The following is a 17,972-nucleotide window of genomic DNA, read 5'->3' as shown; positions in this document are numbered from 1 at the left end:
GCGCGGACCGAGATCCGTGGCTTTGAATGTCGATGAGCGGGCCGGACGACAGGGCTCGCCGCGAAGCGGGGACGAAGAGAATGCGCATCGAGCGCCGTTACACGAAGGCCGGCCGTTCACCCTATGCGGACATCGCGTTCCGCAAGGCGACCAGCGAAATCCGCAATCCCGACGGGTCGGTGGTGTTCCGCCTCGAAGGGATCGACGTGCCCGAGCATTTCTCCCAGGTTGCGACCGACATCATCGCCCAGAAGTATTTCCGCAAGGCGGGTGTCCCCGCGCGCCTGAAGAAGGTCGAGGAGGAGACGGTTCCCTCCTTCCTCTGGCGCGGCGCCGCCGACGAGAAGGCGCTCGGCGCCCTCGCCGAGAAGGAGCGCTTCATCGGCGAGACCGATGCCCGCCAGGTCTTCGACCGCCTCGCCGGCACCTGGACCTACTGGGGCTGGAAGGGTGGCTATTTCGATAGCGAGGAGGACGCGCAGGCCTTCTTCGACGAGCATCGCTACATGCTCGCCATGCAGATGGCCGCGCCGAACTCGCCGCAGTGGTTCAACACCGGCCTGCACTGGGCCTATGGCATTGACGGCCCCGGCCAGGGCCACTTCTATGTCGACTACGCCACCGGCAAGCTGACGCGCTCCAAGTCCTCCTATGAGCACCCGCAGCCGCATGCCTGCTTCATCCAGTCCGTCTCCGACGACCTGGTGAACGAGGGCGGCATCATGGACCTGTGGGTGCGCGAGGCGCGCCTGTTCAAGTACGGTTCGGGCACCGGCTCCAACTTCTCGGCGCTGCGCGGCGAGGGCGAGAAGCTCTCCGGCGGCGGCCGCTCCTCCGGCCTGATGAGCTTCCTGAAGATCGGCGACCGCGCTGCCGGCGCCATCAAGTCGGGCGGCACCACCCGCCGCGCCGCCAAGATGGTGGTGGTCGACGCCGACCATCCCGACATCGAGACCTATGTCGACTGGAAGGTGAAGGAGGAGCAGAAGGTCGCCGCCCTCGTCACCGGCTCCAAGACCGTCGCCAAGCATATGAAGGCCGTGATGAAGGCCTGCGTAAACTGCGAGGGCGAGGACGACGACTGCTTCGAGCCGGAGAAGAACCCGGCGCTGAAGCGCGAGATCCGCGCCGCCAAGAAGGCGCAGGTGCCGGAGAACTACATCCGTCGCGTCATCCAGTTCGCGCGCCAGGGCTACACCGACATCGAATTCCCGATCTACGACACCGATTGGGATTCGGAAGCCTATCTCACCGTCTCCGGCCAGAACTCGAACAATTCGGTCCGCGTCGACGACGCCTTCCTCACCGCGGTCGAGGCCGACGGCGAGTGGAACCTCGTCTCGCGCACCACCGGCAAGGTGACGAAGACGCTCAAGGCCAAGGAGCTGTGGGAGAAGATCGGCTACGCGGCCTGGGCCTGCGCCGATCCCGGCATCCAGTTCCACACCACCATCAACGACTGGCACACGAGCCCGGCGGGCGGCGACATCCGCGCCTCCAACCCCTGCTCGGAGTACATGTTCCTCGACGACACCGCGTGCAACCTCGCCTCGCTGAACCTCCTGCAGTTCCGCAAGGCGGACGGCACGTTCGACGTGGAGAGCTACGAGCATGCCTGCCGGCTGTGGACCGTCGTGCTCGAGATCTCGATCCTGATGGCGCAGTTCCCCTCGAAGGAGATCGCCAAGCTCTCCTACGAGTACCGCACGCTCGGCCTCGGCTACGCCAATATCGGCGGCCTGCTGATGACCTCCGGCATTCCCTATGATTCCGACGAGGGCCGCGCCTATTGCGGCGCGCTGACCGCCATCATGACCGGCGTCGCCTACGCTACCTCGGCGGAGATGGCCAAGGAGCTCGGCCCGTTCCCTGAGTACAAGCCGAACGCCACGCACATGCTGCGCGTGATGCGCAACCATCGCCGCGCCGCCTATGGCGAGAAGGGCGGCTATGAGGGGCTGAACACCAACCCCGTGCCGCTCGACCATGCCAAGGTCCCGCAGCCGATCCTCGTCGAGCGCGCCAAGGCGACCTGGGACCAGGCGCTGGCGCTGGGCGAGGAGCATGGCTACCGCAACGCCCAGACCACGCTGCTCGCGCCCACCGGCACGATCGGCCTCGTCATGGACTGCGACACCACCGGCATCGAGCCCGACTTCGCGCTGGTGAAGTTCAAGAAGCTGGCCGGCGGCGGTTACTTCAAGATCATCAACCGCGCCGTGCCGGAAGCGCTGCGCACGCTTGGCTACTCGGAAAGCCAGATCGGCGAGATCGAGGCCTATGCGGTCGGCCACGGCTCGATCACCCAGGCCCCGGCGATCAACCACTCGACGCTGCGTGCCAAGGGCTTCGACGACGCGATGCTTGCCAAGATCGATGCCGGCGTGAAGAGCGCGTTCGACATCAAGTTCGTGTTCAACCGCTGGACGCTCGGCGACGAGGCCCTGGCCAAACTCGGCGTGCCGGCCGACAAGCTCGCCGACCCGGCCTTCGACCTGCTGGCCCATCTCGGCTTCACCAAGAAGGACGTGGAAGCCGCCAACATCCACGTCTGCGGCGCCATGACGCTCGAAGGCGCGCCGTTCCTGAAGACCGAGCACTACCCGGTGTTCGACTGCGCCAACCCCTGCGGACGCATCGGCAAGCGCTACCTCTCGGTCACCAGCCACATCCTGATGATGGCGGCGGCGCAGCCCTTCCTCTCGGGCGCGATCTCCAAGACCATCAACATGCCGAACGAGGCGACCGTCGAGGACTGCAAGGAGGCCTACCTGCTCTCCTGGCGCCTGGCGCTGAAGGCCAACGCGCTCTACCGCGACGGCTCCAAGCTCTCGCAGCCGCTGAATTCGCAGCTCATCGCCGACGACGAGGACGAGGAGGACGCGATCGAGGCGTTCCTCGACAAGCCCGCCGCCGCCCGCGCCGCGCAGATCACCGAGAAGGTGGTGGAGAAGATCGTCGAGCGCATCGTCGCCGTGCACGAGCGCGAGAAGATGCCCGACCGCCGCAAGGGCTACACCCAGAAGGCGGTGGTCGGCGGCCACAAGGTCTATCTGCGCACCGGCGAATATGATGACGGCCGCCTCGGCGAGATCTTCATCGACATGCACAAGGAAGGCGCGGCGCTCCGCTCCTTCATCAACAACTTCGCCATCTCGGTGTCGCTGGGCCTCCAGTACGGCGTGCCGCTGGAGGAGTACGTCGACGCCTTCACCTTCACCCGCTTCGAGCCTGCGGGCCCGGTGCAGGGCAACGACACGATCAAGTACGCGACGTCGATCCTCGACTACATCTTCCGCGAACTGGCCGTGTCCTATCTCGGCCGCAACGATCTCGGTCATGTCGACGCTGGCGAGTCGAACTTCGACGCGCTCGGCAAGGGCGTGGACGAAGGCAAGGCGACTCCGACCGCTACCCCGGCCTCGCGCATGGTCTCCAAGGGCCTGACGCGCGGCAAGTCGGTGGGCCTGATGGTGGTGCCGGCGGGCACGACCGTCGCGCCGGCCACCTCGAACGTCACCGCCCTGCGCGGCGGCATCCAGGGCGCGACCGCCCTCAAGGCCGAGCCAGAAGCCGAGGAAGAGGCGGCCGGCAGCACCGACGCCCTGCCCTGGAGCTCGCCCGCCACCGCTCCGGTCGCCGCGGCGGCCGCGCCGACCAAGGCGGAGGCCCGTGCCATCGCCCGCGCCAAGGGCTATGAGGGCGAGGCCTGCCCCGAGTGCCAGAACTTCACCATGGTGCGCAACGGCACCTGCCTGAAGTGCGAGACCTGCGGCTCGACCACCGGCTGCAGCTGAGTTCGCCGGACATCGACAGACGCGACGGCCGGGCGCTTGCCCGGCCGTTTGCGTTTGACGGCCCTCCCCGGCTGGCGGAAGGTGCGCGCCAATGAAAGCTCGCCGGGAGGAGCACATGAGCACGGATCAGGAGACAGGCGCGGTGACGACGGACGACGTATCGCAGCCCGCGCCGCTGCGCCGTTTCAGCGGCTCCTGCCATTGCGGCGCCGTCCATTTCGAGACGAGCCTGGACCTGTCGAAGGCGATCGCCTGCAATTGCTCGATCTGCACCACCAAGGGACTGATCCTCGCCTTCGCGCCGACGAGCGGCTTCGCGCTGCTCAGCGGCGAGGACAAGCTGAAGGAATACCGCTTCAACCGCCATGTGATCAGCCATCTGTTCTGCGCGGCCTGCGGAGTCGAGTCCTTTGCCCGCGGCACCGCGCCGGACGGCTCGGCGATGGTGGCGGTCAATGTGCGCGCGCTGCACGGCGTCGATCTTGCCGAACTCTCGCCCACCCCGTTCAACGGGCGCGCCGCCTGAGACCGGGACGAGGCGCCCATGCCCCGCCCTTCGACCATGAGCACGGAAACAAAAAAGCCGCCGGCCCAAGGCCAGCGGCTTTTCCGATCTTGATCGTGTGAGGCGGCCCGCCGGGCGCCTCCGGCAATCAGCCGACGCGCAGGTTGACCGCGGAGGTCTTGCCCGAGCGCTGGTCGGTCTGCAGCTCGAAGGACACCTTCTCGCCGTCACGCAGGCCCTGCAGGCCCGAACGCTGGACCGCGCTGATGTGGACGAACACGTCCTTGCCCGCGCCATCAGGCTGAATGAAGCCGTAGCCCTTCTGGTCGTTGAACCACTTAACGGTGCCGGTCTGGGTAGACATAGTGGGTAGTCTCTCGCATCGAGGTTGCACATTCAGCGGGGACATGGCCCCCACCGCTGGGTCGAATTTGGAAGAAAAGCTGAACGTGCACCTGCGTGCGCAAGGTGAAACGGCCCAGAGTCCAGCCAAAGTCTGCGCAGGAGACTAGCGCGAATGGCTGTCTTTGCAAGGGGCAGCAACATTATATGAATCGCCCGCAGCAGAAATGTCGTCGATCCAAGAGGAGCGACGACATTGTATTTCCTCCAAACGGACAACCCAGTCCGTTTCGCGCGCGTCGAAAGCGCGGCTCAGAGCGGGCGCAGGTTGACCGCGGAGGTCTTGCCCGAGCGCTGGTCGGTCTGCAGCTCGAAGGAAATCTTGTCACCGTCGCGCAGGCCCTGCAGGCCCGAACGCTGGACCGCGCTGATGTGGACGAACACGTCCTTGCCGCCGCTGTCGGGCTGGATGAAACCATAGCCCTTCTGCTCGTTGAACCACTTAACCGTGCCGGTATCCGCCATTAGAAAGAACCTTCGAGACCTGTGTAACAGCCGGCGCCCCGCGAGGACCGCCGATTTCGCAGCCGACTTTTGCGAAAAACCGCTCGCCCGGAGGGTCGCCCAGTCATTCAGACAAATTCGTGCCGCCCAGCAGCTTGGTCAGAAATATGGCAATTCCACGGCAGGAACGGCCACATTTCGAGCACAAAGAAGCTTTTCGGCGAAAAACATTCCGCTACGTCATCGCTCCGATGCTGACTGAAGAGCGGAACGAAGCACCCGCTCAACGGCAGTGGCGGCGGTCCACCCGCACGATCCGGCCATTGCGCTGCTGCACATAGCACCGCCCGTTTCGCCAGAAATAAGAAGAGCGCGCACGGCGGCTGCGGTTGGCGCCGACGGCGGCGCCCGTTCCCGCGCCGATGAGCGCTCCCGCCGCGGCTCCGCCGCCGCTCCCCGTCACCGCGCCGCCGATGACCGCGCCGGTCGCGCCACCGATCAGGGCGCCGCGCGCCGTGTCATTGCGCGCGCTCGCCGGCGCGGCGAAGCAGAGGGCCAGCCCGGCGGCCAGCAGGGCGGCGAATGTCCAGCGATGCGACATGAAACTCTCCAGGAAAAAGGCAGGCGCGATCCCTCGCACCTGCCTAGCCGATCCGGTGAGCGGGCGCCCTTGCGCCCGATCAAACTGGCGAGCGAACCGTGAAGCGGTCAGCAGCCCTGCGCCTCGACCACCGCGATGGCCGTCATGTTCACGATCCCACGCGCCGTGACCGAGGGGGTGAGGATGTGCGCCGGCCGCGCCGTGCCGAGCAGGATCGGCCCGACGGGCAGCGCATCGCCGAACACCTTCACCATCTGGTAGCCGATATTGGCGGCATCGAGATTGGGCATCACGAGGATGTTGGCGACGCCCTGCAGGCGGCTCTCCGGCATCACGCGCTCGCGCATCTCGGGCACCAGCGCGCTGTCGCCCTCCATCTCGCCGTCGACCATCAGGCCGGGCGCGCGCTCCAGCAGCAGCTCGAGGGTATCGCGCATCTTGGTGGCGCTGGCGTCGTCGCGGCTGCCGAAGTCGGAATGCGACAGCAGCGCCACCTTCGGCTCGATGCCGAAGCGCTTCACATGCGCGGCGGCGAGTTGGGCCATCTCGGCCAGATCCTCGGCCGAGGGGTCGAGCGTGACCTGCGTATCGCACAGGAAGAACGCGCCCTTCGACGTCAGCAGCATGGAGAGCGCCGCCACGTCGCGCACGCCGGGCGCGATGCCGATGATGGTGCGGATGTGGCGCAGGTGGCGGATGAAGCGCCCCTCCACGCCGCACAGCATGGTGTCGGCATCGCCGCGCAGCACCGCCAGGGCGGCGATCACGGTCGGCGTCGTGCGCACCAGCGTGCGGGCGAGCTCGGGCGTCACGCCGCGGCGGCCGGCGCGCTCGACATAGGTGCTCACATAGTCGCGGTAGCGCGGATCGTCCTCGGGATTGATGAGGTCGAAATCCTGGCCCGGACGGATGGACAGGCCGAAGCGCTGCAGGCGCGTCTCGATCACCGAGGGACGGCCGATGAGGATCGGGCGCGCCAGTCCCTCCTCCACCACCACCTGCGCGGCGCGCAGGATGCGCTCATCCTCGCCCTCGGCGTAGATCACCCGCTTGGGCGCCTGCTTGGCGAGGGTGAAGATCGGCTTCATCACCAGGCCGGAACGGAACACGAAACGGTCGAGCTGCTCCAGATAGGCGTCGAAATCGGCGATCGGCCGCCTGGCGACGCCCGAATCCATCGCCGCCTTGGCGACCGCCGGGGCGATGCGCAGGATGAGGCGCGGATCGAAGGGCGAGGGAATGAGCGAGTTGGGGCCGAACACCGGCGTCTCGCCACCATAGGCACGGGCGACGACGTCGGAAGGCGTCTCCCGCGCCAGCTCGGCGATGGCGTTCACCACCGCGACCTTCATCTCCTCGTTGATCGTGGTCGCCTCGGCATCCAGCGCGCCACGGAAGATGAAGGGGAAGCACAGGACGTTGTTGACCTGGTTCGGGAAGTCCGAGCGGCCGGTGCAGATCATCGCGTCCGGGCGCGCCTCGCGGGCGAGGTCCGGCATGATCTCCGGCGTCGGGTTGGCCAGCGCCATGATGAGCGGACGCTCGCCCATGGTCTTCAGCATTTCGGGCTTGAGCACCCCGCCGGCCGACAGGCCGATGAAGATGTCCGCGCCCACGATCACCTCGGCGAGCGAGCGCGCGTCGGTCTTCTGCGCGAAGGCCCCCTTATAGGGGTCCATCAGCTTCTCGCGGCCTTCATAGACCACGCCTTCGATGTCGGTGACCCAGATGTTCTCGCGCGCGGCGCCCATGGAGAGCAGCAGGTTGAGCGTGGCGATGGCCGCCGCGCCGGCGCCGGAGGTGACGATTTTCACGTCCGACAGCTGCTTACCGCCGATGTGCAGCGCGTTGACGATCGCCGCCGCGACGATGATCGCCGTGCCGTGCTGATCGTCGTGGAACACCGGGATGTTCATCTTCTCGCGCAGCCGGGTCTCGATCTCGAAACACTCGGGCGCCTTGATGTCTTCAAGGTTGATGCCGCCGAAGGTCGGCTCCAGCGCCGCCACCACGCTCACCACGTGGTCGGGCTCCAGCGCGTTGATCTCGATGTCGAAGACGTCGATGCCGGCGAATTTCTTGAAGAGGACCGCTTTGCCCTCCATCACCGGCTTGGAAGCCTCCGGGCCGATATTGCCGAGGCCGAGCACCGCGGTGCCGTTCGACACCACCGCGACGAGGTTCTGCCGGGCGGTAAGCTCGGAGACCAGCGGCTTGTCGGCCGCGATCGCCTCGCAGACGGCGGCAACGCCGGGAGTATAGGCAAGAGCGAGATCGCGCTGGTTTGCGAGCGGCTTGGTCGGCTGGATCTCCAGCTTACCCGGCCGGGGCATGCGGTGATAGAACATCGCGCCCGAGCGCAGATCATCGGAAATATAAGACGCCATGACGTTTCCTTCCCCCGGAGCTGGCGGCGGAGCATAGGGTTTCTGCTTCGCCGTACAACGTCTTTCCCATTTTGTAATGCCCGCCTTTCGACGGTTGGTTTATGGTGCCCTCCCAGGCGTGCGGCCGGAGGCCGCGCCCCCGTCCTTCTCAGGTCATGCCCGCATGCGCAAGACGTTCATCGTCGCTCTCGTCGCTCTTCTGGTCGCCGGCATAGGCGGCTACTTCGGCTTCACCTTCTATGTCGGCTATCTCGCCCGCAGCCATGTCGCCGCTGTTTTGGCCAATCTCAAGGCGAACGGCGTGGAGGCGACGACCGGCGAGGTCCGCTACGATGTGTTCGACGGCCGCTTCGAGCTGCGCGACATCGCCCTTGCCGCACCGGGTCAGGGGGCGCTGAAGGTCGCCTCCTTCCTCGCCACCGGCGTGGAGCGCCCCTCCCCCGCCCGCCTCTTCGCCAAAAAGGTGGAGATCGAGGGCATCGCCTTCGACGGGCCGCTGCCATTGGCGCCGGAGATCGACGCCAGCTACCGCGCGCCGCGCATCGACGTGACGGCGCTGGAGATTCCTTCCGCGACGCCGGGCGCGGGAACCGCATGGCAGGTCGCGCTGGCCTTCCTCGAGCAGGTCACTGCCGACCGCATCGCCATTCCCGAATCGACGGTCTCGACGCGCGCCGGCGCCGGCGATTCGCGGATCGAGACCGATGTGACCCATGGCGCGGTGACGTTCGAACGGCTGGTCGACGGCCGCTTCGCCACCGCGACGATCGAACCCTCCACCTTCACCCTCGGCGGCGCCCCCCAGAATGCCGGCAAGGGCTCCGTCGGCCGGGTCAGCGCCGAAGGGGTGGATGTCGGCGCCATGCTCGTCCTGCTCGATCCGGAGCGGCGGCTGGCGGCGGATGCGTTCCGCACCGTCTATGGCGCCATCTCGGTGGACGGCTACGAGGTCACCACCGACGGAGGCCTGCGCCAGCGCTGGAAGTCCATGGCGCTGCGCGACCTCGCCATCCGCCCCTCCGCCATACCGGCCGAGGAGCTGTTCGCCATGGGCCAGCGCCTGCAGCAGCTCGCCGCGCAGGGCAAGGAGCCCTCGCCGGAAGAAGCCGCTCAGATCATGCAGCTCGTGGCCGGCGTCTATGACGAGGGGCTGCGCATCGGCTCCATCGTCTTTGACGGCATGGACGGCACCACGCCGGACGGCGGCAAGGCGTCCCTCGCCTCTCTCAAGGCCGGTCCGCTGGAAGGCGGCCGCTTCGACCAGATCGCGCTCGACAAGCTCAGCGGCACCGAGGCGGACGGCAAGACCTTCCGCGTCGCCCGGCTCTTCGTCGGGGGCCTTCGGCCCGGCACGATGATGGACCTCGCCGCCGAGGCGACCCGCGACGCCAAGGCCCTGCTCAACTGGCCGGCGCGGCTTTTCAGCGTGCTGGGAACCTTCGAGCTCGACGACGCGGAAGCCCCCACCGACAAGGGCGAGCCCGTGAATATCGACAAGCTCTCGCTCTCCTGGAACGGCGAGACCGACGCGCTGCCGACCCGCATCGCCGCCACGCTCCGCATGACCGGCCCCACCGACGCGGTGAGCGCCGCCGATACGGCCTTCGCGCTGGTGCCGGGTCAGGCGCAGCGCGTCAACGTCGCGATGGACGTCAAGGCCGACTGGAACGAGGGCAGCGGAACGGCCACGCTCGATCCCATCTATGTCGAAGTGTCCGACGCCTTTGCCGTTTCGGCCAGGCTCACGCTGAACGACGTGGACGATTCCGTCTTTTCCGCCCAGCCCGACGAGGCCATCGCCGGCGCGGCGCAGGTCAATCTGGGCCAGCTCGTCATCAGCGTCACCGATGCCGGCCTCTACGACCAGAAGCTGGAGGAGGCCGCCAAGGAACAGGGGATCAAGCCGGCGGAAATCCGCCAGCTCTTCGCCGGCTTCGCCGAGCTGCTACTGTCCGAGACGGTGTCGGAGCGGCCCGAGCTCGGCCCCGCGGTGCAGGCCTTCGTCAGCTTCATCCAGAAGCCGATGAGCACGCTGGCGCTGCGCATCACTCCGCGCAGCGAGCCGCTCCCGGTGATGACGATCGTCGAGACGCTGAACGGCGACAACCCGCTCGGCGTCGTCGACGAGCTCGACGTCGAGGTCGCCGACACGCCCTGAACCCCGGTTACTGGCGCGACCGATCCTCCAAAAGCAAAGGGCGGCCTCGCGGCCGCCCTTTCCCTTTATCCGCAGGCAAGAGCCGCCGAAGCGCTCACTTATCCTGCACGTTGGTGCGGATGTGCAGCTCGCGAAGCTGCTTCGGCGTCGCCTCGTTCGGCGCACCCATGAGGATGTCCTGCGCCTGCTGGTTCATCGGGAAGATCGAGATCTCGCGCAGGTTCGTGGTGCCGCACAGCAGCATCACGATGCGGTCGACGCCCGCCGCCATGCCGCCATGGGGCGGCGCGCCATACTGGAAGGCGCGGTAGAGGCCGCCGAAGCGTTCGATCACCGTCTGCTCGTCATAGCCGGCGATCTCGAACGCCTTCACCATCGCCTCGGGACGGTGGTTGCGGATGCCACCGGAGGCGATCTCGTAGCCATTGCAGGCGATGTCGTACTGGAACGCCTTGATGGTGAGCGGGTCCTGCCCGTTCAGCGCGTCGAGCCCGCCCTGCGGCATGGAGAAGGGGTTGTGCGAGAAGTCGATCTTCTTCTCGTCCTCGCTCCACTCGTAGAAGGGGAAGTCGACGATCCAGGCGAGCTCGAAGCGGTCGTGATCGACGAGGTTCAGCTCCTCGCCCACCTTGGTGCGGGCGGCGCCGGCGAACTTCACGAACTTCGAGGGATCGCCGGCAACGAAGAAAGCGGCATCGCCTTCCTTGAGACCCAGCTGGTCGCGGATCGCCGCCGTGCGCTCCGGACCGATGTTGTTGGCAATCGGGCCGGCGCCTTCTCCGCCCTCGCGCCACATGATGTAGCCGAGCCCCGGCTGGCCCTCGCCCTGCGCCCACGAGTTCATGCGGTCACAGAAGGCGCGCGAACCGCCGGTCGGGCCTGGGATCGCCCAGACGCGGTTCTGCTCGGCCTCCAGCAGCCGCGCGAACACCTTGAAGCCCGAGCCGCGGAAATGCTCGGAGACGTCCTGCATCTCGATCGGGTTGCGCAGGTCCGGCTTGTCGGTGCCGTACTTCTGCATCGAGACCGCATAGGGGATACGCGGCCAGTTCTTCGTCACCGGCTTGCCGTCGGCGAACTGCTCGAACACGCCGGTGATCACCGGCTCGACGGCGGCGAACACGTCGTCCTGCTCGACGAAGCTCATCTCCAGGTCGAGCTGGTAGAACTCGCCCGGCAGGCGGTCGGCGCGCGGGTCCTCGTCGCGGAAGCAGGGCGCGATCTGGAAGTAGCGGTCGAAGCCGCTCATCATGATCAGCTGCTTGTACTGCTGGGGCGCCTGCGGCAGCGCGTAGAACTTGCCCGGATGCAGGCGGCTCGGCACGAGGAAGTCGCGCGCGCCCTCCGGCGAGGAAGCAGTCAGGATCGGCGTCTGAAATTCGAAGAAACCCTGAGCCTTCATCTTCGCGCGCATGGCGTCGATGATGGCGCCGCGCGTCATGATGTTCTTGTGCAGCTTCTCGCGGCGCAGGTCGAGGAAGCGGTAGCGCAGGCGCGTTTCTTCCGGGTACTCGACATCGCCGAACACCGGCAGCGGCAGCTCGGCGGCGGCGCCCAGCACCTCGATTTCCGCCGCGTAGACCTCCACCTGGCCGGTCGGCAGCTCGGGGTTCTCGGTGCCGGCAGGACGCGAGCGCACGCGCCCGTCCACGCGGATCACCCATTCCGAACGCACCGTCTCGGCCAGCTTGAAGGCCGGGCTGTCGGGATCGATCACCACCTGCGTCAGGCCGTAATGGTCGCGCAGATCGATGAACAGCACGCCGCCATGGTCGCGGATGCGATGACACCAGCCGGACAGCCGCGCGGTGGCGCCGACATCGCTCGCGCGAAGGGCTCCACAGGTATGCGAGCGATAGCGGTGCATGGCATCTTCCCGGGCTTGAGTGCCGCCGATCCGCGGCGGAAATAACAAAACACCCCTCTGCGCGGGGCGCGCGGAGGGGTGCATGCGAGGCTTGGCTTTGTCAAGAATGCTCTGGTGCCGAAAGGGTCCCGGCGCCAGCGCGAAGGCTCACGGCTTGTAGGTCAGCGTCAGCTCGGCAACGCCCAGCGCCAGCGAGGCGCCGATATTGCCCTCGACCGAAACCGGGTTGAGCGCGATGGAATTGTCGGTGCTCACCAGCGCGTTGGCGCCGACGCCGACGCCGAGCGCCACATCGCCGGAAACGCCGGCATACTTGCCGGCCAGCGCGCCGGGCGCCACGGCCTTGGTCACGGCGGCCACGCCCCAGGTCAGCATGCCCGCGCCGGTGACGCCGAGATCGACGCCCACGCGCTGGATCACGCCGGTATAGGTCACGTCCGGGCCCTGCGTCGGCTTGTAGGTGCAGCTCAGCTCCTGCTTGGACTCGACGATCATGCTGATGCTGGAGCCGACGGAGCAGACCAGTACGCCGGCATCGACGCGATCGGCCGCATGGGCGGAGAACGCCGAAGCCAGAACCCCGGCGGCGGCGAGAGCAAGCATTGCCTTCTTCATGAATGGTCCCCTTGGGATGGTGCGCGGACAGCCGGTACGCCCGGCTGCGAATCGTCATCGATGCTAGTCGAAGATGGTTAACGCTTGCCGGCGGGCCGGCGGCGCCATTCGGGAGTCGTATCGCCGCCCCGACTCCGCTATGTAACGGTTCAACATGAACATGATCACGACAACCGACGCTCTCGACGCCGCCTGCGAGCGGCTGGCCCGGCATCCCTTCATCACCGTCGACACGGAATTCCTGCGCGAGACCACCTTCTGGCCGAAGCTGTGCGTCGTGCAGCTCGCCAGCCCCGACGAGGCGGTGGTGGTCGACGCGGTAGCCGACGGCATCGACCTCTCGTCCTTCTTCGCGCTGATGTCGAACGAGAAGGTGCTGAAGGTCTTCCATGCCGGCCGGCAGGACATCGAGATCGTCTGGCACCTCGCCGGCATCATCCCCCATCCCGTGTTCGACACCCAGGTGGCGGCGATGGTGCTGGGACACGGCGACTCCATTTCCTACGACCAGCTCGTGCAGCGGCTCACCGGCCACGTGCTCGACAAGTCGCTGCGCTTCACCGACTGGTCCCGCCGCCCCCTCAGCGCCCCGCAGATCGCCTATGCGGAAGCGGACGTCACCCATCTGCGCGACGTCTTCCTCAAGCTCGACGCGGACCTGAAGAAGCGCGGCCGCGCCGACTGGGTGGGCGAGGAGATGGCGGTGCTTACCTCACCCGACACCTATCGTCAGGAGCCCGAGCGCGCCTGGGAACGCCTGCGCTCGCGCGCGCGCAAGCCCAAGGACCTCGCCGTGCTGATGGAGGTGGCGGCGTGGCGCGAGCGCGAGGCACAGTCCCGCGATACGCCGCGCTCGCGCATCCTCAAGGACGACGTGATCGGCGAGATCGCTTCCCAGCACCCCGCCACCATCGAGAAGCTGGGCCAGCTGCGCTCCATTCCCAAGGGCTTCGAGCGTTCGCGCGCCGGCGAGATGATCGTCGAGGCGGTGAAGGCGGGCCTCGCCCGCGATCCCAAGACCCTGCCGCGCATCGAGCGCGACAAGCCGCTCTCCAATGGTGCGTCGGCGACGGTCGAGCTGCTGAAGGTCCTGCTGCGCATGACGTCCGAGCAGCACGGCGTGGCCGCCAAGGTCATCGCCACCGTCGACGATCTCGAACGCATCGCCTCGGAAGACGAACCGGACGTGCCGGCCTTGCACGGCTGGCGGCGCGAGCTGTTCGGCGACCGGGCGCTGGCGCTCAAGTCCGGCCATCTCGCCCTCGCCATGCAACGCGGGCGCGTCATCGCACTCGACCGGCCGGACGCCTAAGAGCGCCGGTCTTCTCAGGAAAGAAGCGGACGGAGCGGGACGCCCCTACTCCGTCACGAGCAGCGGATCGCGCCCGATCAGCCGCGCCAGCGTGCGCAGCCGGTTGGCGATGCGCTCGCCGCCGAGCGGCGCGAGATCGCCCTTGAGGTTCAGCGCCAGCTTGCCGCGCTCCACCGTCAGCGGCGTCAGCGGCAGCGTGCCCGGCATGGCGGCGGAGAGGATATAGGCGACCCGCATCGCCGCGCCGAGAATGCGCGCCCGGTCGAGGAAGCGGGCGGAGACCAGCTCGCGGATGCGCGGCGACAGGTCCTCGTCGATCAGGCCGACATGTCGGTAGTAGATCGCCAGCGCCAGGAAGGCGCGGCCGGGATGATCGACGCCGATGAAGGCGGCATGGGCGATGAGGTTCAGGCTCTGCTCGCCGCGATAGTCCGGATGCGCCCGCCAGCTGATGTCGGAGAGCAGGCAGGCGGCGTGACGCAACCGCTTCTCCTCGACGCTCTCGTCGATGCCGGTCGTCTCCATGAAATGGTCGGTCCAGTCGATCAGCTCCGCGCCATGGGCGGGGGAGCGCGAGCGCACCTCGTTCAGCTCCGCGGCGGCGGCGATCAGCGGATCGGCACGCCGCTCGGCATCGGACAGCAGTTCGTAGAGCAACCCTTCGCGCACGCCCTGCGCCGAGATGTAGACGTTCGCCGGCTTGCCGATGCGGATGATGTGCTCCAGCACCAGCGCGCCATAGGCGAGCAGGGGGCGGCGCACGTCCGACACGGTGTCGATGCGCGAGAGCGTGTCGACCGGCACGCGGCGCACGAGGCGGCAGAACTCGAGCGCCTCCTTCCCGGGGATGAAATAGCCGTGCATCACATGCAGCGGGTAGCCGCGCTGGAACATGTGCAGCCGCGCCAGCGCGCGCCAGGTGCCGCCCACCGCATAGAAGGTCCGCCCCTTGAGATGCTCGAGGTGCGTTTCCTTGGTCAGCAGGTCCTTGACGATCTTGTCCGCCTTCTTGAGAGAGCGGCCGGACGTGTCCTGTAGCGCGAGACCGCCGAGCGGGAAGGTCGCGCCCGAGCCGATGCGCTGGCCGTGGAGGTCCGCGAGCTCCAGCGAGCCGCCACCGAGATCGCCCACCACGCCATTGGCGTGGTGCACGCCGGAAAGGATGCCGAGGGCAGAGAGCTGGGCCTCGCGCTTGCCGGACAGAACCTCGACCTCGGTCCGGCAGATCTCGGTACAGGCGGCGACGAAGTCCGGCCCGTTCGAGGCATCACGCGTCGCGGCGGTGGCCAGCACATAGAGCTTGCCGACGCCCATGCGGTCGCACAGCACGCGGAAGCGCCGCAGCGTGGACAGCGCCTTCGCCACCGCGTCGGCATTGAGCCGCCCGGTGGTCAGCACCTCCCGCCCCAGCCCGCACGACGCCTTCTCGTTGAAGATCGGCGTCGGGCTGCGCGACAGGCGCTCATAGACGACGAGACGCACCGAGTTCGAACCGATGTCGATCACCGCGATCGGCGCACCGGAGACGAGGCCGTCGCCGGCCTCACGCGAATTATCGCTCATGCGATCACGCACGCTCGCGGCGTCGGAGGAGGTTTCGCGGCGACGATTCTTTGAGCGACTTGCCACGTCCAGACAGACTCGGATTGGTCATGAAATACTGCTGGGCGTTGAATTTTTCCTCGCCCTCGGCCGGCACTATGCGTTGCGAGGAGCCGTCGGGCAACACGTTCCAGCTCTGCTGGTTATCGCGCAGGTTGGCGACCATGATCTGGTCGAGAATCTGCATGTGGACGGTAGGGTTGGTAATCGGGCACAGCGTCTCGACGCGGCGGTCGAGATTGCGCGGCATCAGGTCGGCGGAGGAGATGTAGAGCGCCGCCTCCGAATGCGGCAGGCCGTGGCCGTTGCCGAAGGCGTAGATGCGCCCGTGCTCCAGGAAGCGCCCGACGATGGACTTGACGCGGATGTTCTCCGACAGGCCGGGCACGCCGGGACGCAGGCAGCAGATGCCGCGCACCACGATGTCAATCGGCACGCCGTTCTGGCTGGCGCGGTAGAGCGCGTCGATGATCATCGGATCGACCAGCGAGTTCATCTTCAGCCAGATCGCCGCCGGCTTGCCGGCCTTGGCGAAGCCGATCTCGGCGTCGATGTGCTCGAGGATGCGCTTCTTCAGCGTGAGCGGGGCGATGGACATCGTCTCCAGCTCCGCCGGCTCGGCGTAGCCGGTGATGAAGTTGAAGATGCGCGCCACGTCGCGGCCGATCACCGGATCGGCGGTGAAGAAGGACAGGTCGGTGTAGATGCGGGCCGTGATCGGGTGGTAGTTGCCCGTGCCGACATGGCAGTAGCTCGCCAGCGAGCCGCCCTCGCGGCGCACCACCAGCGACAGCTTGGCGTGGGTCTTCAGCTCCAGGAAGCCGAACACCACCTGCACGCCGGCGCGCTCCAGATCACGCGCCCAGCGGATGTTCGCCTCCTCGTCGAAGCGCGCCTTGAGCTCGACCAGCGCGGTGACCGACTTGCCGGCCTCCGCCGCCTCGGCCAGCGCCTTGATGATCGGGCTGTCGGAGGAGGTTCGGTAGAGCGTCTGCTTGATGGCGACGACGTTCGGGTCGCGCGCCGCCTGACGCAGGAACTGCACCACCACGTCGAAGGATTCGTAGGGGTGATGGACCACGAGGTCCTTCTCGCGGATCGCCGCGAAGCAGTCGCCCGCATGATCGCGGATGCGCTCGGGAAAGCGCGGATTATATGGCTTGAACTTGAGGTCCGGCCGATCGATGCCGACGAGCTGGCTGAACTCGTTGAGCGCCAGCACGCCGTCCACGAGGAAGATCTCGTCCCCGGCGACGCCGAGTTCGCGGGCCACGAAGGAGCGCAGCTCCTCCGGCATGGACGCGTCGATCTCCAGCCGGATCACCTGCCCGAGGCGCCGGCGCTTCAGCGCCGTCTCGAACTGGCGCATCAGGTCCTCGGCCTCTTCCTCCACTTCGAGGTCGCTGTCGCGGATGATGCGGAAGCCGCCCTGCCCCTTCACCTGATAGCCGGGGAACAGGCGGCCGATGAACAGGCCGATCATCTGCTCCAGGGTGATGAAGCGCTGCGTGCCGTTCTCGCCGTCCGGCAGGCGGATGAACCGGTCGATCTTCGCCGGTACGCGAATGAGCGCGTTCATCGCCCGCCCGTCATGGATGCGGGAGAGCTGGAGCGCCAGCGAGAAGCCCAGGTTGGGAATGAACGGGAAAGGATGCGCCGGGTCGATAGCCAGCGGCGTCAGCACCGGGAAGACGTGGGCGAGGAAGAAGTCGTCCAGCACGGCCCGGTCGGTGCGCTCGACATCCGCGCCGTCCACCAGCACGATACCGCTGCCGACGAGCTCCTTCCGCAGCTCGCCCCAGCGCGCCTGCTGGTCCTGGGCAAGCTGCGCCGTCGCAGCGCCGATTAGCGGAAGCTGCTCGGCCGGGGTCAGCCCGTCCGGGCTGCGCCCGCCATAGCCCTCGCGCACCTGCTCCTTCAGCCCCGCCACGCGGACCATGAAGAACTCGTCCAGATTGTTCGCGGAGATGGAGAGGAAGCGCAGCTGCTCCAGCAGCGGATGCTCGCCGTTGGACGCCTCTTCCAGCACGCGGCGGTTGAACTGCAGCCAGGAAAGCTCGCGGTTGATGAAGCGCTCGGGCGAGGTCATCAGCTCGTCCTCGAGCGGCCGCGTCGCCACGGGCTCATGCGCCGGGGCCTGTCCCACCTCGACTTCCGCCTCGACCTGCGATTCGGTTTCGCTCACCCTTGCCACTCCATCCTTCTTGCGGGGTACCCGCTTTGTCCGGCGGGAAGGTCGCCGGGCTTCGTGACGGCTGGATGACATGATGCGCCTAACCTAT

At 67.3% G+C, this 17,972-nt stretch carries 12 protein-coding genes; 4 read left to right on the top strand and 8 right to left on the bottom strand.

The window, feature by feature from the left end; all coding sequences use genetic code 11:
• Positions 1–80: 80 nt before the first annotated feature.
• Together STARVERO_RS04310 and STARVERO_RS04305 are read left to right on the top strand one after the other, a co-directional pair.
• Complete coding sequence (locus tag STARVERO_RS04310; RefSeq protein ID WP_159598020.1) at positions 81–3,797, top strand: vitamin B12-dependent ribonucleotide reductase; 3,717 nt, start codon at positions 81–83, stop codon at positions 3,795–3,797.
• Positions 3,798–3,912: 115 nt separating this feature from the next.
• Positions 3,913–4,323 carry a GFA family protein gene (locus STARVERO_RS04305; RefSeq protein ID WP_159598019.1) on the top strand — a complete coding sequence of 137 codons (411 nt, stop codon included), beginning with the start codon at positions 3,913–3,915 and terminating at the stop codon, positions 4,321–4,323.
• 127 nt (positions 4,324–4,450) lie between these two features.
• On the opposite strand, the gene STARVERO_RS04300 is transcribed toward STARVERO_RS04305, so the two are convergent.
• From STARVERO_RS04300 to STARVERO_RS04285, 4 genes are all read right to left on the bottom strand, one after another.
• On the bottom strand, positions 4,451–4,666 hold the full coding sequence (locus STARVERO_RS04300) for a cold-shock protein (RefSeq protein ID WP_013165949.1): 216 nt from the start codon (positions 4,664–4,666) through the stop codon (positions 4,451–4,453).
• Positions 4,667–4,956: 290 nt separating this feature from the next.
• Positions 4,957–5,169 carry a cold-shock protein gene (locus STARVERO_RS04295; protein WP_144342953.1) on the bottom strand — a complete coding sequence of 71 codons (213 nt, stop codon included), beginning with the start codon at positions 5,167–5,169 and terminating at the stop codon, positions 4,957–4,959.
• A 262-nt stretch (positions 5,170–5,431) separates the two neighbouring features.
• Positions 5,432–5,749 carry a glycine zipper domain-containing protein gene (locus STARVERO_RS04290; RefSeq protein WP_144342954.1) on the bottom strand — a complete coding sequence of 106 codons (318 nt, stop codon included), beginning with the start codon at positions 5,747–5,749 and terminating at the stop codon, positions 5,432–5,434.
• 107 nt (positions 5,750–5,856) lie between these two features.
• Positions 5,857–8,136, bottom strand: coding sequence for an NADP-dependent malic enzyme (locus tag STARVERO_RS04285; protein WP_159598018.1), 2,280 nt, complete (start codon positions 8,134–8,136; stop codon positions 5,857–5,859).
• A gap of 163 nt (positions 8,137–8,299) precedes the next feature.
• On the opposite strand from STARVERO_RS04285, the gene STARVERO_RS04280 reads away from it, so the two are divergent.
• Positions 8,300–10,294 (top strand): hypothetical protein, encoded by a 1,995-nt coding sequence (locus STARVERO_RS04280; protein ID WP_159598017.1) that lies wholly within the window; start codon positions 8,300–8,302, stop codon positions 10,292–10,294.
• Positions 10,295–10,388: 94 nt separating this feature from the next.
• Here the strand turns inward: STARVERO_RS04280 and aspS are convergent, their stop codons facing one another.
• Together aspS and STARVERO_RS04270 are read right to left on the bottom strand one after the other, a co-directional pair.
• Entirely contained in the window at positions 10,389–12,161 is a 1,773-nt protein-coding gene (gene aspS, locus STARVERO_RS04275; protein WP_159598016.1) for an aspartate--tRNA ligase, read from the bottom strand.
• Between the two features lie 147 nt (positions 12,162–12,308).
• Positions 12,309–12,776 carry a DUF992 domain-containing protein gene (locus tag STARVERO_RS04270; RefSeq protein ID WP_159598015.1) on the bottom strand — a complete coding sequence of 156 codons (468 nt, stop codon included), beginning with the start codon at positions 12,774–12,776 and terminating at the stop codon, positions 12,309–12,311.
• Between the two features lie 154 nt (positions 12,777–12,930).
• On the opposite strand from STARVERO_RS04270, the gene rnd reads away from it, so the two are divergent.
• Positions 12,931–14,088 (top strand): ribonuclease D, encoded by a 1,158-nt coding sequence (gene rnd / locus STARVERO_RS04265; RefSeq protein WP_159598014.1) that lies wholly within the window; start codon positions 12,931–12,933, stop codon positions 14,086–14,088.
• A 45-nt stretch (positions 14,089–14,133) separates the two neighbouring features.
• Here the strand turns inward: rnd and STARVERO_RS04260 are convergent, their stop codons facing one another.
• Together STARVERO_RS04260 and STARVERO_RS04255 are read right to left on the bottom strand one after the other, a co-directional pair.
• Positions 14,134–15,651, bottom strand: a complete 1,518-nt coding sequence (locus tag STARVERO_RS04260) for a Ppx/GppA phosphatase family protein (RefSeq protein WP_144342960.1) — start codon at positions 15,649–15,651, stop codon at positions 14,134–14,136.
• Positions 15,652–15,655: 4 nt separating this feature from the next.
• Positions 15,656–17,956 (bottom strand): RNA degradosome polyphosphate kinase, encoded by a 2,301-nt coding sequence (locus tag STARVERO_RS04255; RefSeq protein WP_244616569.1) that lies wholly within the window; start codon positions 17,954–17,956, stop codon positions 15,656–15,658.
• Positions 17,957–17,972 lie beyond the last annotated feature (16 nt).

Source organism: Starkeya nomas, assembly GCF_902703545.1.
Lineage (GTDB): Bacteria > Pseudomonadota > Alphaproteobacteria > Rhizobiales > Xanthobacteraceae > Ancylobacter > Ancylobacter moscoviensis.
The sequence above is the reverse complement of the archived record's forward strand: the minus strand, read 5'-3'. Positions and strand labels throughout refer to the sequence as shown.

What these genes read in the sequence shown, in the direction of transcription:
- STARVERO_RS04310 (WP_159598020.1), top strand. Translation starts at nt 81, where the DNA reads ATGCGCATCGAGCGCCGTTACACGAAGGCCGGCCGTTCACCCTATGCG.
- STARVERO_RS04305 (WP_159598019.1), top strand. Translation starts at nt 3,913, where the DNA reads ATGAGCACGGATCAGGAGACAGGCGCGGTGACGACGGACGACGTATCG.
- STARVERO_RS04300 (WP_013165949.1), bottom strand. Translation starts at nt 4,666, where the DNA reads ATGTCTACCCAGACCGGCACCGTTAAGTGGTTCAACGACCAGAAGGGC.
- STARVERO_RS04295 (WP_144342953.1), bottom strand. Translation starts at nt 5,169, where the DNA reads ATGGCGGATACCGGCACGGTTAAGTGGTTCAACGAGCAGAAGGGCTAT.
- STARVERO_RS04290 (WP_144342954.1), bottom strand. Translation starts at nt 5,749, where the DNA reads ATGTCGCATCGCTGGACATTCGCCGCCCTGCTGGCCGCCGGGCTGGCC.
- STARVERO_RS04285 (WP_159598018.1), bottom strand. Translation starts at nt 8,136, where the DNA reads ATGGCGTCTTATATTTCCGATGATCTGCGCTCGGGCGCGATGTTCTAT.
- STARVERO_RS04280 (WP_159598017.1), top strand. Translation starts at nt 8,300, where the DNA reads ATGCGCAAGACGTTCATCGTCGCTCTCGTCGCTCTTCTGGTCGCCGGC.
- aspS (WP_159598016.1), bottom strand. Translation starts at nt 12,161, where the DNA reads ATGCACCGCTATCGCTCGCATACCTGTGGAGCCCTTCGCGCGAGCGAT.
- STARVERO_RS04270 (WP_159598015.1), bottom strand. Translation starts at nt 12,776, where the DNA reads ATGAAGAAGGCAATGCTTGCTCTCGCCGCCGCCGGGGTTCTGGCTTCG.
- rnd (WP_159598014.1), top strand. Translation starts at nt 12,931, where the DNA reads ATGAACATGATCACGACAACCGACGCTCTCGACGCCGCCTGCGAGCGG.
- STARVERO_RS04260 (WP_144342960.1), bottom strand. Translation starts at nt 15,651, where the DNA reads ATGAGCGATAATTCGCGTGAGGCCGGCGACGGCCTCGTCTCCGGTGCG.
- STARVERO_RS04255 (WP_244616569.1), bottom strand. Translation starts at nt 17,956, where the DNA reads ATGTCATCCAGCCGTCACGAAGCCCGGCGACCTTCCCGCCGGACAAAG.